Annotated in this window: 2 protein-coding genes and 1 pseudogene; 2 read left to right on the forward strand and 1 reads right to left on the reverse strand. The window is 65.8% G+C overall.

Annotated elements, in window-relative coordinates:
- The first annotated feature begins 5 nt into the window (after window positions 1-5).
- Window positions 6-1247, forward strand: a complete 1242-nt coding sequence (gene ccrA / locus ACIBG0_RS34090) for a crotonyl-CoA carboxylase/reductase (RefSeq protein ID WP_397038316.1) — start codon at window positions 6-8, stop codon at window positions 1245-1247.
- A 91-nt stretch (window positions 1248-1338) separates the two neighbouring features.
- Window positions 1339-14457, forward strand: a pseudogene (locus ACIBG0_RS34095) (SDR family NAD(P)-dependent oxidoreductase); the annotation flags it as partial.
- Here the strand turns inward: ACIBG0_RS34095 and ACIBG0_RS34100 are convergent.
- On the reverse strand, window positions 14419-15738 hold the full coding sequence (locus ACIBG0_RS34100) for an NAD(P)/FAD-dependent oxidoreductase (RefSeq protein ID WP_397038318.1): 1320 nt from the start codon (window positions 15736-15738) through the stop codon (window positions 14419-14421). The pseudogene ACIBG0_RS34095 and the gene ACIBG0_RS34100 sit on opposite strands and share 39 nt — an antisense overlap.
- Between the last annotated feature and the right edge of the window lie 86 nt (window positions 15739-15824).

The following is a 15824-nucleotide window of genomic DNA, read 5'->3' on the forward strand; positions in this document are numbered from 1 at the left end:
TGTGAGTGAAGGATCTGTACGAGATCGGTGAAGTACCTCCGGCTGGGGAAGTGCCGAAGTACATGTACGCGTCGGTGATTCGGCGGGAACGGTACGGCGAGCCCGAGCAGGCTTTCGTTACCGAGGTCGTTGAGACACCCGCTGTCGGCCCCCGCCAGGTCCTGATCTGGGTAATGGCCGCGGGCATCAACTACAACAATGTTTGGGCCTCGCTCGGTTATCCGGTCGACGTCATCTCGATGCGGCAGAAGCTCGGACACACCGAGGACTACCACGTCGGCGGATCCGAGGGCTCGGGCATCGTCTGGGCGGTCGGCGCGGGCGTCACGAACGTCACGGTGGGTGACCACGTCGTGCTCGCCGGCGCGCAGTGGGACGAACTCGCCGAGGATGTGCGCACCGGCACCGACCACCCGGTGTCCAAGAGCATGCGCGCCTGGGGATATGAGACCAACCACGGGGCGTTCGCCCAGTTCTGCCTCGTCTCGGATTTCCAGTGTCACCCCAAACCGAAACGGCTCACCTGGGCCGAAGCCGCGTGTTTCATGGTCACCGGGCCGACGGCCTACCGGCAGCTGTTCGGATGGCCGGGCAATGCCGTGCGCCCCGGCGACGTAGTCTTGATCTGGGGTGGCGCGGGCGGACTCGGCTCGATGGCGATCCAGATGTCTCGGATCGTCGGTGCCATCCCGATCGCCGTCGCATCGTCGGACGAACGCGCGAAGTTCTGCCTCGAGCTCGGTGCGGCAGGCGTCATCGACCGGACGGAATACGACCACTGGGGCCGACTCCCGGATACCACCGATACCGCCGCGATGGACCACTTCCTGCGCGGCGCAAGGAAATTCGGCAAAGCGATCTGGGACATTCTCGGGACCAGGCAGCTGCCGAGCGTCGTACTCGAACACAGCGGACAGGACACGCTGCCCACCTCGATGTATGTGTGCGACAACGGCGGCATGGTTGTCATCTGCGGCGGTTCGACCGGATACAACGGAGACGTGGACCTGCGTCACCTGTGGATGCGGTCGAAACGGCTCCAGGGTTCGCATGCGGCGAACTTTCGTGAGTACCGCGAGGTCATCAACTTGATCGACGCCGGGCTGCTGCAGCCGTGCCTGTCGGCGTGCGGCGACATCGAGGATGTCGGGCGCTTCCACCAGTTGCTGCACGAGAACGCGCATCCGAGCGGGAATATGGCCGTCCGTATCAACGCCACCGAATCCGGCGTGAACGAAGTTGTCTGAGGCAGTGGTCCGGCACGCGCTCGACCTCGGTTAGAGATTGGAACGGAGGTCGAACTCGATGGTCGAGTCCCGCACCGGCATTGCCATCGTCGGTATTGCCTGTCGGTTTCCCGGCGCATACGGCCCGGACGAGCTGTGGTCGGTATTGCGCGACGGCCGCGAGACGATCGGCGAGGTCCCCGCGGACCGCCCCGCGGGCATTGCCCGCGGCGGCTTCGTCGACGGTGCGGACCAGTTCGATCACGCGTTCTTCGGCATCTCACCGAAGGAAGCGGACGCGATCGACCCGCAGCAGCGCCTGGCCCTCGAATTGGCTTGGGAGGCACTGGAAGACGCCCGCATTGCACCGGACACCGCGCCCGTCGGTACCGCCGTCTACATCGGCGTGATGGGCGGCGACTACGCCGACCTCGTCGCTCGGCGCGGACCCGAGGCTGTCACCCGGCATACGTTCGCGGGGCTGGGCCGTTCGATCATCGCGAATCGGATCTCCCGGACCCTCGGCCTCAGCGCGCCCAGTCTCGCCGTCGACACCGGGCAGTCTTCGTCGCTCACCGCCGTGCATCTGGCCTGTGAAAGCCTGGGCAATGGTGAATCGCAGCTCGCACTCGCCGGCGGCGTCAATCTCATACTCTCGCCGTTCGGCAACGCGATGGCGGCCGAATTCGGCGCGCTATCGCCCGATGGCCGCTGCTACGCCTTCGATGCCCGCGCCAACGGTCACGTGCGTGGCGAGGGCGGCGCGATCGTCGTCCTCGAGCGTCTGTCCGACGCACTCGCCAACGGCCGGCGGATCTACGCGGTCGTCGAGGGCAGTGCGATCAACACCGGCACCGGAGAACACGGGCTGACCTCACCGAGCAGCGACGCCCAAGCCGATGTCATCCGGCGGGCACTCACACGGTCCGCACTCGATCCCGCCGACATCGACTACGTCGAACTGCACGGGACCGGCACACCGGTCGGCGATCCGATCGAGGCCGCCGCCCTCGGCGCCGGTTACGGCAAACACCGCGCCGATGCCTTGCGGGTGGGGTCGATCAAAACCAATATCGGCCATCTCGAGGGTGCCGCGGGCATCGCGGGCCTGGTGAAAGCCGCGCTGTGTCTCGATCGTGGCACGCTCGCACCGAGTCTCAACTACGCTACGCCGAACCCACGGATTCCATTGGCGGAGCTCGGTATTCGCGTTGTCGATGCGGCCGAACCGTGGCCGCGCGGCCCGCGCATGCGCCGCGCGGGTGTGTCGTCGTTCGGCATGGGTGGTTCGAATGTCCACCTGATCCTGGCGGAGGCACCCCCATCGGCCGCCCAGTCGAGCAGCGAAATCTCCGGCGGCACAATGCCGTTCGTGCTGTCTGCGGTCGGGGCCGCAGGTTTGGCCGGACAAGCGCGCCGGCTACGGGCCTGGCTGGAAGCGAATCCCGCGGTGGATCTCGCCGATATCGGATACTCCCTGGTGACCACACGGACCGCGCTACCCGAGCGGGCCGCCGTACTCGCGGCCGATCGCGCCGCGCTCCTGAGTGGACTGGATGCGGTGGCCGCCGGTATGCCCGGCCCGGTCTACGGGCGGGCTGTGCCGGGACCGACGGTCTTCGTATTCCCGGGGCAGGGTGCCCAATGGGTCGGGATGGGGCTCGAATTATGGGCCACGGTCGGCGGATTCGGTGCCGCGATGGACGAATGCGCCGCAGCGCTGGCTGCCGTGGAAGGTGTGGACTGGTCGTTGCGCGCGGCACTCGGCGACGAGGCGCTGCTGGCCCGTGTCGACGTGGTGCAGCCCGCGTTGTGGGCGGTCATGGTGTCGCTGGCGGCCACTTGGCATGAGTTCGGCGTCACGCCGGACATCGTGGTCGGGCATTCGCAGGGTGAGATCGCCGCGGTAACGGTTGCCGGTGGACTGACCGTCGCCGACGCCGCGCGCGTCATCGTGCTCCGTTCCCGAGCCATCGCGCAGCAATTGGCGGGCCGCGGTGCGATGGCCGCGATCGCATTGGGCGAGAACGAGATCCGGCGACTACTGCCGGATGACGTCGTTGTCGCGGCGGTGAATGCGCCCGGGTCGGTCGTGGTATCGGGTGACGCGGAACGGGTCCGGACTCTCGTCGACGAATGCGAGCGCGATGGCATCTGGGCACGCCGGATCCCGGTGGACTATGCGTCACATTCACCCCAGGTGGCGGCACTGCGCGAGCGCATCCACACGGACCTCGCGGGCATCACGCCGCAGTCTGGTCGTGTGGCGATGGTATCGACGATTACCGGCGCGGCGATCGACACCACGATGCTGGACGGCGACTACTGGTATCGGGGCCTGCGCGAGCCAGTTCGCTTCGCCGAAGCGATTGCCGCCGTGCTGAATTCGGGTGCTGGAACGCTTATCGAGGTATCCCCGAATCCGGGACTCGTCATGGCGATGCGGCAGCTCGCCGCGGACACGCCCGCGGCGATCATCGACACGCTGCGGCGCGGAGACGGCGGCACCGACCGGCTGACCGCCGCCTTCGCCGCCGCGCATACCAACGGGCTACCGGTGGATTGGCAGACGTGGTGGCGTCCATATCATGCGCACCGCACCGACCTCCCGACCTACGCATTCCAGCGCCGCCGCCACTGGCTCGACACTCCGACCGGGGACACGGCCTTCACGGACTTCGCGACCCCCGTGCCGGACACACCGATCAGGGAGCGCACCGAGCGCGATACCGACATCGGTGCCATCGTCGCCGAACAGACCGCCGCCGTCCTCGGCTACCCCTCGGGCGGCGACCTCGATCCCCGCCGCTCATTCAAGGATCTCGGGCTCGACTCGGCGGGCGCGATCGAACTCCACAGCAGACTTGTCCGGGTAACTCAGGTGGCACTCCCAGCCACTTTGATCTACGACCACCCAACGCCAACCGCGGTCACCGCATTCGTGCGGGATCGCATCACCGGCGTCGCGCCGCGCACGCCCGACGCACCTGTCACCACCCGCTCCGACGAGCCCGTCGCGATCGTCGGTGTCGGCTGTCGATTCCCGGGCGGAGTGTCCTCGCGGGATGCGCTGTGGAACATGGTTGCCGGTGGCGTCGACGTGGTGTCGGGATGGCCGACCGATCGCGGGTGGGAGCTCGATCGGTTATTGGACCCCGATACAGACAAGCCCGGAACGGTGTACTCGTCGGGTGGCGGATTCCTCGATGATGTCGCTGGATTCGATGCGGGTTTCTTCGGGATCGGTCCGGGTGAGGCGGCGGCGATGGATCCGCAGCAGCGGGTGCTGCTCGAAGTCGCCTGGGATGCGATGCAGGACGCCGGACTCGACCCGAATGCCTTGCGTGGCACCGAGGTCGGTGTGTTCGTCGGCGCAAGCGACTCGGACTACCAGGGGAACTCGGCCGCCGCGGAAGGGCTCCGACTCACCGGCCGCCATCAGAGTGTGATCTCCGGTCGAGCGGCCTATGTCTTCGGGTTCGAAGGTCCCGCGGTCACGGTGGATACGGCGTGTTCGTCGTCACTGGTGGCATTGCATCTGGCGTGCGCCGCCGTTCGTGCGGGGGAATGCTCGGTCGCCTTGGCGGGCGGAGTGTCGGTTCTCGCATCGCCGTTCCTGTTCGTCGAGTTCGCGCGGCAGCGCGGTCTGGCACCGGACGGCCGGTGCAAATCGTTCAGTGCGGCCGCCGACGGTGTCGGTTGGTCGGAAGGGGCGAGCCTTCTTGTGTTGGAGCGTTTGTCGGATGCTCGGGCTAGGGGTCATCGGATTCTTGGGGTGGTTCGTGGGAGTGCGGTGAATCAGGATGGTGCGTCGAATGGTTTGACGGCGCCGAATGGTCCGTCGCAGGAGCGGGTGGTTCGGGCGGCGTTGGCGAGTGCGGGTTTGACGGCTGTTGATGTGGATCTGGTTGAAGGGCATGGGACTGGTACGCGGTTGGGTGATCCGATTGAGGCGCAGGCGTTGTTGGCGACGTATGGTCAGGGTCGGAGTGAGCCGGTGTGGTTGGGGTCGATCAAGTCGAATATGGGGCACACTCAGGCGGCTGCTGGTGTGGCGGGGGTGATCAAGGTGGTGGAGGCGATGCGGCGTGGGGTGATGCCTGCGACGTTGCATGTGGATGTGCCGTCGTCGCATGTGGATTGGTCGGTGGGGGATGTGCGGTTGTTGACTGAATCGCGGTTGTGGACATCGGTGGGTCGGCCGCGGCGTGCTGGGGTGTCGTCGTTTGGGATCAGTGGGACGAATGCGCATCTGATCGTGGAGGAAGCACCGGCATCGCATACCCCTGAAGTGGCGGTGGATCCGTTGCCGGTGGTGCCGTGGGTGGTGTCCGGTAAATCCGAGGCGGCGGTCCGGACGATGTTGGAGCGGGTACGCGCAGTGGAAGCGTCGGCTGTCGACGTTGGGTTCGAGCTGGCGACTGCGCGGGCGCATCTGGATTGGCGCGCAGCGATATTGGTTTCCGACTCCGATGTCGATAGCGATCACGTGGTCGCGCGACAGGTGGTCCCGGGTAAGACGGTATTCGTTTTCCCCGGCCAGGGTGCGCAGTACACGGGGATGGGTCGCGAACTGTTCGATACATTTCCGGTGTTTGCGGAGGCGGTGCGTGAGATTTGTGATCCGGCATGGCTTTTCGCGTCCGGCACTGATTTGGATCGTACGGATAATACGCAGTTGGGTGTTTTTGCGGTCGAGGTTGCACTGGTGCGTCTGCTCGAGTCGTGGGGTGTGGTGCCGGATTTGGTGGTTGGGCATTCGGTTGGTGAGATCACCGCTGCGTATGTGGCGGGTGTGTTGTCGCTCGAGGATGCGGTGCGTTTGGTGTCTGCTCGTGGGCGTTTGATGGCGGCGTTGCCGGCTGGTGGGGCGATGCTGGCAGTCCAGATCGGTAGTGCCGACGCGATCGGTAGGCCCGGTGAGCTGGGTAAGGCCGGTGAGGTCGGGAGGGCCAGTGAGGCCCGTGAGATAGGGAAGGCCGGTGAGGTTGGGAGGGTCGGTGAGGTAGGGATGGCTGGTGAGGTGGGGAAGGTCGGTGAGTTTGGGGGGATCGGTGAGGTTGGCGCGGTTGGTGACTTGCCGGATGGGGTTTCGGTTGCGGCGGTCAATGCGCCGGGGTCGGTGGTGGTGTCGGGGCCGGAGGCGGGTATTGCCGAACTCGAGGCGCGCTGGGCGGACCGGCGCACCCGCCGTTTGACGGTCAGTCACGCCTTCCACTCGGTGTTGATGGAGCCGATGCTCGATGAATTCGCTGTGGTGTGTGCGGGGCTCGTGTGGCAGCGGCCCCGTATCCCGATTGCGTCGAACGTAACGGGTCGGCTGGAGTCGGACCTGTTGGCGGATCCGGGCTATTGGGTGCGCCAGGTGCGCGAACCGGTGCGGTTTGCTGACGGCATCGCCGCGCTCCGGCAGGCCGGTGGCACCCGGTTCCTCGAGGTAGGGCCGGATGCGGTGCTAGCGGGGTTGATTGATGCGGAGGCAGTGGTCGCGGTTCAGCGTCGTGGGCGTGGTCAGGTCGAGACTCTTGTGCGTGCTGTTGCTGACGCGCATTGTGTGGGTGTCGATGTGGATTGGTCGCGGTTCTTCGCTGGTCAGGGTGGGAAACGGGTCGATCTGCCCGGCTATCCGTTCGAGCATCAACGTTACTGGTTGGCCCCACAATCCGCCGACAGCGCGTTCGACCACCCGATCCTCACGGCCGCCGTTTCGCTTGCACGAGCAGACGAATGGCTGTTCACCGGCCGTTTCGCGCTGTCGACGCACCGATGGGTCGGCGACCACATCTCCTTGGGCACCCCGGTGCTGCCCGGGACCGCGACGGTCGAACTCCTCACCCGTGCCGCCAGCGAGATCGGCTGCGGCGTAATCGAAGAGCTGACTCACGAGGCGCCCATTCTGCCGCCCGACACCGGCGCTATCGAACTGCAACTGCTGGCCGACGCACCCGACGAGACCGGTCGGCGCTCGTTCAGCGTCGCGTTCAGGCTCACCGACCACGACGAATGGATACGCTCGGCCAGCGGAACCTACTCAGGAGCCACCCCGGCCCCGGACAATGATCACCTACTCCAGCGCCTTATCAGCGAACCCCACTGGCCCCCCACCGACTCCGAGACCGTCGCGCCGGAATGGATCGTCCAACGGATCAGCGACGCCTCGGGCCTCGATTACGGACCGGCGTTCCTCGGTATCGAGAAGGCCTGGCGCCGTGATGGCGAGATCTTCTCTGAAGTGGCGCTCGCCGACGAATTCCACGGTGACGCCAGCGGTTACGGTATCCACCCAGCCCTTTTCGACCTCGCGTTGCACGCGGGATTCGCACAGTACGCACTCGCCGAGGATCTGCCGCCGGGTAAGGGCCGACTGCTATTCAGCTGGTCAGGCGTCCGCTGTTACGCCACCGGGGCGACCCGGCTGCGAGTTCGCTCGACGCCGACGGGCTCGGAAGGCTTCTCGATCGCCGCGGTCGATGATTCGGGTCGGCCGGTGCTATCGATCGACGAAATCATCTTCCGCACCTTCGATGTCGATTCCCGCGCACGTACTCCATTGTTCGAGTTGGGTTGGGTCGGTGTGGAGTTGCCGACTCGGTCGAGCTCGGCTGTGGTGCGGCGGTTGGATGGTAGTGCGGGTGTTGGTGCGGTGTTGGACGAGGTCCGGGAGTTTGTCGCGGGGGAGTCGGAGTCGCCTTTGCTGGTGTGGACCCGAAACCGTATCGGGGGTGTGTGGGGTTTGGTGCGGTCGGTGCAGGCGGAGTTTCCGGGCCGGATCGTGTTGGTCGACACCGACGATCCCGAGAGTACGGATTGGGATGCGATTGTCGCGTCCGGGTATTCACAGGTGCAGTGGCGTAATGGTGGTGCGTCGGTGCCGCGGCTGGCGCGGGTGCCGGTTCCCTCGCGAGAGATGCCGGGTTGGGGTGGGGGCACGGTGTTGATTACCGGTGGTACTGGTGGTGTGGGTGCGGTGTTGGCGCGGCATCTGGTGCGCTCACATGGTGTGCGGCATTTGGTGTTGCTGAGTCGTAGTGGTGGTAGCGATGTCGATGTCGATGTCGATGTCGATGGTGTCGGTGTCGGTGGTGTTGGTCGTGTGGTGGTCTGTGATGTGACTGATCGGGATGCGGTGGCGGCGGTTTTGGCTGGTATGGAGCCGCCGGTGACGGCGGTGATCCATGCTGCTGGTGTGCTCGATGACGCGACTGTCGCATCGTTGACGGTTGAGCGGTTCGAGCGGGTGTGGGCACCGAAGGTTGATGGTGCCAGGATTCTCGACGAGTTGACCCGTGGGTTGAACCTGTCGACATTTGTGTTGTTCTCCTCGATCGCCGGAACCTTCGGCACACCTGGACAAGCCAACTACGCGGCGGCGAATGCGGAGTTGGATGCGTTGGCGCGGGAGCGGCATGCGGCGGGATTGCCCGCGGTGTCACTCGCGTGGGGGCCGTGGGCTCAGGCCGGTATGGCTGCTCGCCTGTCTCCGGCGGATCACGCGCGTTGGCAGCGCCTCGGTATCACCCCATTGGACACCGACGCTGCCCTCGCACTATTCGACACCGCACTGGCGACGGACAGACCAGCGCTGATCGCCGCGCAAATCAGCCCGCACCGTGCACAGCACGAGGTGTTCAGCGGCTTGGTGCCGCGCACTGAGCGTGGCTCCGGTACGCGTGCGCGGCTGACCGGGCTCGACGAGGCCGAACGCGAAGCCGCGATCGTCGATCTGGTCTGTGGGCACGTCGGTGTGGTCACCAACAAGCGCGCCAGAATCGACCCCTCGAGCAGCTTCGCCGAACTCGGGCTGGACTCCCTCGGCGCGGTCGAACTGCGCAACCGGCTCACCGAGGAGACCGGCGTGCGGCTGCCCTCGACCGTCGTCTTCGACTACCCGACGCCGACGGCGCTGGCCCGGTACGTACTCGGGAATGTGCGAAAGGGCACGGCCCGCACCGCACCCGTCGAACGACCGAAAGAGATCCGCGCCGACGAGCCGCTCGCGATTGTCGGCATCGGATGCCGCTTCCCGGGCGCTGTAGGGTCGCGGGACGACTTGTGGGACATCGTATTCCGGGGCGTCGACGCGGTGTCCGGATTCCCGACCGACCGAGGCTGGGACCTCGAACGACTCTACGACCCGGACCCGGACGTGGCGGGCACCGTCTACATTCGTGAAAGCGCGTTCCTCGACGATGCCGCTGGATTCGATGCGGGTTTCTTCGGGATCGGTCCGGGTGAGGCGGCGGCGATGGATCCGCAGCAGCGGGTCCTGCTCGAAGTCGCCTGGGATGCGATGCAGGACGCCGGACTCGACCCGAAAGCTCTGCGCGGCACGGACGTCGGAGTTTTCGCCGGATCAAGCATCTCTGACTACCACGCACGCATATCCGGCGACTTCGAGGGCTTCCGGCTCACCGGTACCACCCAGAGCGTCCTGTCCGGACGGCTCGCCTACATCTTCGGCTTCGAAGGTCCCGCGGTGACGGTGGATACGGCGTGCTCGTCGTCGCTCGTGGCCCTACACCTCGCCTGCCAAGCTCTGCGCGCCGGCGACTGCTCCATGGCACTGGCCGGTGGCGTATCGGTATGGGGGTCGCCGTATCTATTCGTGGATTTCGCGCGGCAGCGGGGATTGTCACCGGATGGTCGAAGCAAGTCGTTCAGCGCGACGGCCGACGGTGTGGGGTTTGCCGAGGGGGCGGGTTTGGTTGTGTTGGAGCGTCTTTCGGATGCTCGGGCTAGGGGTCATCGGATTCTTGGGGTGGTTCGTGGGAGTGCGGTGAATCAGGATGGTGCGTCGAATGGTTTGACGGCGCCGAATGGTCCGTCGCAGGAGCGGGTGATTCGGGCGGCATTGGCGAACGCCGGTTTGACCGCGGCCGATGTCGATGTGGTCGAAGGGCATGGGACTGGTACGCGGTTGGGTGATCCGATCGAGGCGCAGGCGTTGTTGGCGACCTATGGGCAGGGTCGGAGTGAGCCGGTGTGGTTGGGGTCGATCAAGTCCAATATCGGCCATACGGTCGGCGCCGCGGGTGTAGCTGGTGTGATCAAGGTGGTGGAGGCGATGCGGCGTGGGGTGATGCCTGCGACGTTGCATGTGGATGCGCCGAGCCCGCATGTCGATTGGACTTCAGGCCGAGTCGAACTACTGATGGAATCGCGCCCGTGGAGGCGGAGGGGGCGGCGGCGGGCTGGGGTGTCGTCGTTCGGGATCAGTGGGACGAATGCGCATCTCATCGTGGAGGAGGCGCCGGATTCACCTGATGTCGGGGGGAATCCGTTGCCGGTGGTGCCGTGGTTGGTGTCGGGTAAGTCCGAGGCGGCGGCGCGCACATTGTTGGAGCGGGTGCGCGCGGTGGGGGCGTCGGCTGTCGATGTGGGGTTCGAGCTGGCGACCGCGCGGGCGCACTTGAATTGGCGCGCAGCGGTCTTGGTTTCCAACTCCGACTCCGATACCGGTGTCGATGACGTTGTCGCGCGGTGGGTGGTGGATGGGAAGACAGTGTTCGTGTTCTCGGGGCAGGGTGCGCAGTACACGGGAATGGGTCGCGAACTGTTTGACACATTCCCGGTGTTCGCCGAGGCGGTGCGTGAGATTTGCGATCCGGCATGGCTTTTCGCGCCGGAAACAGACCTGGATCGTACGGATAATACGCAGTTGGGTGTGTTCGCGATCGAGGTCGCACTGGTGCGTCTGCTCGAATCCTGGGGTGTGACACCGGATTTAGTAATCGGGCATTCGGTTGGTGAGATCACCGCCGCACACGTGGCGGGGGTGTTGTCGCTCGCGGATGCGGTGCGTTTGGTGTCTGCTCGTGGGCGTTTGATGGCGGCACTCCCGGCTGGTGGTGCGATGCTGGCAATCCAGATCGGTGAGGTCGGCGCGATCGGCGAAGTCGACGCGATCGGTGGGGCCGGTGGGGCCGGTGAGGTCAGTAAGGCCGGTCAGGTCGGTGAGGTCGGTGAGGTCGGGAGGGCAGGTAAGGCCGGTGAGGTTGGGAGGGCCGGTGAGGTAGGGAAGGTCGATGAGAGCGCTGTGGTCGGCAAAGTCGGCGTGGTGGTCGAGAGCGGCGTGGTCGGTGTGCTCGGTGACTTGCCGGAGGGGGTTTCGGTCGCGGCGATCAATGCGCCAGGGGCGGTGGTGGTCTCGGGTCCGGAGGCGGGCATTGCCGAACTCGAGGCACGCTGGGCAGACCGGCGTACCCGCCGTCTGACGGTCAGTCACGCCTTCCACTCGGTGTTGATGGACCCCATGCTCGATGAATTCGCCGCAGTGTGTGCGGGGCTCGTGTGGCAGCGGCCCCTTATCCCGATTGCGTCGAACGTAACGGGTCGGCTGGAGTCGGAGTTGTTGGCGAATCCGGGCTATTGGGTGCGCCAGGTGCGTGAGCCGGTGCGGTTCGCTGACGGTGTCGCCGCGGTCCGGCGGGTGGGTGGTACTCGGTTTGTCGAGGTGGGGCCGGATGCGGTGTTGGCGGGGTTGATTGATGCGGAGGCGGTGGTCGCGGTTCAGCGTCGTGGGCGTGGTCAGGTCGAGACTCTTGTGCGTGCTGTTGCTGACGCGCATTGTGGGGGTGTCGATGTGGATTGGTCGCGGTTCTTCGCTGGTCAGGGTGGGAAACGGGTCGATCTGCCCGGCTATCCGTTCGAACATCAACGCTACTGGCTCGACCCACAACCCGCCGCAGCCGCCAATCCGCTCAACCACCCGATCCTCACCAGCGCGTTGGTGGTTGCGGGAACGGCCGAGCAGATATTCGGCGGACGGATGTCTGTACAAACCCATCCGTGGATTGCCGATCACGTATTGCTCGACACAGTAGTCGTGCCCGGAACAGCGTTCGTGGAAATGGTGCTGCGCGCTGGCGAACAGGTCGAGTGCGAATACCTGGACGAGCTCACGCTCGAGGTGCCGCTGACCTTCGAAGCTGGTGAGGCGGTGCAAATCCAGGTTACCGTCGGTGCCGCAGCGGAATCCGGTGCACGCCCGATCGCGGTGTACTCTCGGCCCGAGGCCGGCGATGCCGACTGGACGCGCCACGCCGCTGGTTCGATCGCTCCCGCCCGCGATTCCGATCTTGCCGCGTTCGGCGCCCTCACCACTTGGCCGCCGCCTGGCGCGCAACCGATCGGCGTAGACGAGATCTATGCTCGATTAGCCCAAGTCGGGTTCGACTACGGCACCACCTTCCTATGTGTGCAAGCGGCATGGCTCCGGGATGGCGACCTGTACGTCGAGGTCGCCCTCGACCCCGGGACACACAGCGACGCCACCGCATACGGACTGCATCCGGGCCTCTTCGACGCCGTACTGCACGGCGGTGCGATGGTCTCGATCGACGGCACCGGCAGTGGCCGAATGTTGTTCAGCTGGAGCGGGGTCCGCCGCTATCGCAGCGCAGTGACCGCGCTGCGGGTACGGGCCGCCGCGGCCGGCGAGTCCGCATGGACCATCACTGCGGTCGACGAATTCGGTGCTCCGGTGCTGTCGATCGACAAACTCGTCTATCGCCCCGTCGACGCGTCACAGCTCACCGGCCGCCGTATCACCCGCAACGACGCGCTGTTCGAGTTGGGTTGGGTCGGTGTGGATCTGCCGCCGGGGGTGGTCTCGTCGCCGGTGCGGCGGCTGGATGGCGGTACAGGTGTTATTGCGGTGTTGGGTGAGGTGCGCGAGTTCGTTGCGGGAGACTCGGATGCGTCTCTGGTGGTGTGGACGCGGGACGGTGTCGGGGGTGTGTGGGGTTTGGTGCGGTCGGTGCAGGCGGAGTTTCCGGGTCGGATTGTTTTGGTGGATACCGATGATCCGGAGGGTACGGATTGGGATGCGATTGTGGCGTCCGGGTATTCACAGGTGCAGTGGCGTCATGGTGCGGCGTCGGTGCCACAGTTGCAGCGTGTGCCCGCAGCGACACGAGAGATGCCGGGTTGGGGTGGGGGCACGGTGTTGATTACCGGTGGTACTGGTGGTGTGGGTGCGGTGTTGGCGCGGCATCTGGTGCGCTCACATGGTGTGCGGCATTTGGTGTTGCTGAGTCGTAGTGGTGGTAGCGATGTCGATGTCGATGTCGATGTCGATGTCGATGTCGATGTCGATGGTGTCGGTGTCGGTGTCGGTGTCGGTGTCGGTGTCGGTGGTGTTGGTCGTGTGGTGGTCTGTGATGTGACTGATCGGGATGCGGTGGCGGCGGTTTTGGCTGGTATGGAGCCGCCGGTGACGGCGGTGATCCATGCTGCTGGTGTGCTCGATGACGCGACTGTCGCATCGTTGACGGTTGAGCGGTTCGAGCGGGTGTGGGCACCGAAGGTTGATGGTGCCAGGATTCTCGACGAGCTGACCCGCGGATTGAATTTGTCGGTGTTCGTGTTGTTTTCCTCGATCGCGGGGACTCTCGGCACGCCGGGGCAGGCCAACTACGCGGCGGCGAATGCGGAGTTGGATGCGTTGGCGCGGGAGCGGCATGCGGCGGGATTGCCCGCGTTGTCGTTGGCGTGGGGGCCGTGGGCGGATGCGGGTATGGCTGCTCGCCTGTCTCCGGCAGATCACGCGCGTTGGCAGCGCCTCGGCATCACCCCACTCGACACCGACGCTGCCCTCGCACTATTCGACACCGCACTGACGGCGCAGCAACCAGCACTGGTGGCAGCACGTATCAATCCGGCCGCGCTGCGGGCCGGATCGAGCCACGAGATGCTCCGAAGCTTGACAGCCCGAGCGCCGCAACTCGGTTCGGGACTCGCAGCGCGTGTGGCGGGCTTGGCCGACGCCGCGCGTGCGGCCGCCGTGCTGGCGGTGGTCGGTGAACATGTTGCGATCGTCGCCGGTACGAACCGGGTGGATCCGGCAACAACATTCACCGGACTCGGATTGGACTCGCTCGCCGCCGTCGAACTGCGCAACCGGCTCGCGCAGGCCACCGGGTTGCGCCTGCCGTCCACACTCGTCTTCGACTACCCCACGCCGAAGGCAGTGGCGCAGTACATTTCGGCCAACCTGGTGCCCCGGTCGGCGCCGTCGCCGATGACCCAGATCAGCGGCGCGCTCCAGCAGATCGAAGCACTGCTCGAATCCCTGTCGGACGAGACGGAACGAGAGTCGGTCCGCCGCACGCTGACTCGCCTCGAAAGCGGGATGCGCGCGCCTCAGACCGACCAATCGCGGTCCGAACTGGACTCCGTCACCGACGACGAACTATTCGACCTGGTCGATGAAGAGTTCGGGACGCGATGACGCGATGGGCTCGGGGATGCGCCAGCCATCGAGTCGGCCGCCCCCGACGCGGCGCACCGACGCGAGCACCCGCCGCGACAGCAATGTCTTGGCGGACGCGGTTCGCTGGATGACGGGCCAGAACCGCTCGGCCACATAGGGATCCGCGGCCGCGGTCGCCAGCAGCTTCCGCACCGGTGGTGGTGGCGCCGCCTGGCGGCTATTGCGGTTGAACACCAGTTGCTGCGGCCACAACTGGCGTCGGTGCGTGCGCTGATACCGCCGCAATGCCGAATCCAGACGGTCCGGATCACCGGTGGCCAATGCGTCGGCGGTGGTCTCGGCCAACCACTCGGCGCTCTCGATCGCCCAGCCGCAGCCGACCCCGCGCAGCGGATCCGCGGAGAGCGCGGCGTCGCCGAGGAGCGCCAAGCCGGGGCGAACGATCCGCAACCGCGTCACATTCGGCCGGTCTTTCGTTCCGATGATGTCGGAAACCCGTTCTGCCCGAGACAGATCCGGTGGATCGGGAAGTTCGGCGAAGCGGCGCCGAAAATAGTCCTCCTTGCCCTCCAACAGGTCGGGGACGCGCTGTTTGTCCACCAACATCGAGACGAGCGTAAGTCCGTCATCGGAGTTGATCAGGCCGAGCGCATCCGGGGGCATTAACCAGACCCGGAAGTTGCCCTCCGGGATCGGCACGTTCCGGAAGTACGCGAAATAGCTCGCCCGCCGGTTGGGGGACAAGCGCGCGGGAAGCGCCGCCGCCTCGGCGATCCGGGAATTCACACCGTCGGCACCGATTACCATACGTCCGCGCACCGTCCGCTCAGCACCATCGACGTGTGCCACCACGCCGTCGATCCGGCTGCCTGTCCGGTGTAGTGCTCGCACCTTGGCGCCGAGCACGAGATCCACACCAGCTGTCGCGGAAGCCATTTCACGGATGAGTGGATCGAGCACCGATCGACGAAGAATGTATCCGTGCCGATCGAGATCAGCGACGCTGTGCTCGTGCGCCCAGCCGACCGGCGTCCAGAACGATGTGTGCATCCGAACGCCGCCCGCGGCCTCGATGGGGCTATCGAGCCCTAGGCGCTGAACCGCAGGTAATGAGGTCGGCTGGATGAGGTGCGTGCACAATCGTTTATAGAAGGCGGGGTCACGATGCGCCTCGAGTACGGCGACGCGAAAGCCCCTGCGTCCGAAGTTGATTGCGGCCGCGCATCCGGCGAGGCTGCCGCCGACGATCACAACGTCGTACTCGTCGATCACGAGCGGCTCCTCTCCGGTCGACGCCACTTTCTCGACTCTATGCCGACCGTGCAGTCCATGCCGAATTATTGCGGGCCCGCGTACTATCCGAGGCGAATCTGCGAATGGTGCAG

It is taken from the genome of Nocardia sp. NPDC050630 (genome assembly GCF_044457245.1).
GTDB lineage: Bacteria > Actinomycetota > Actinomycetes > Mycobacteriales > Mycobacteriaceae > Nocardia.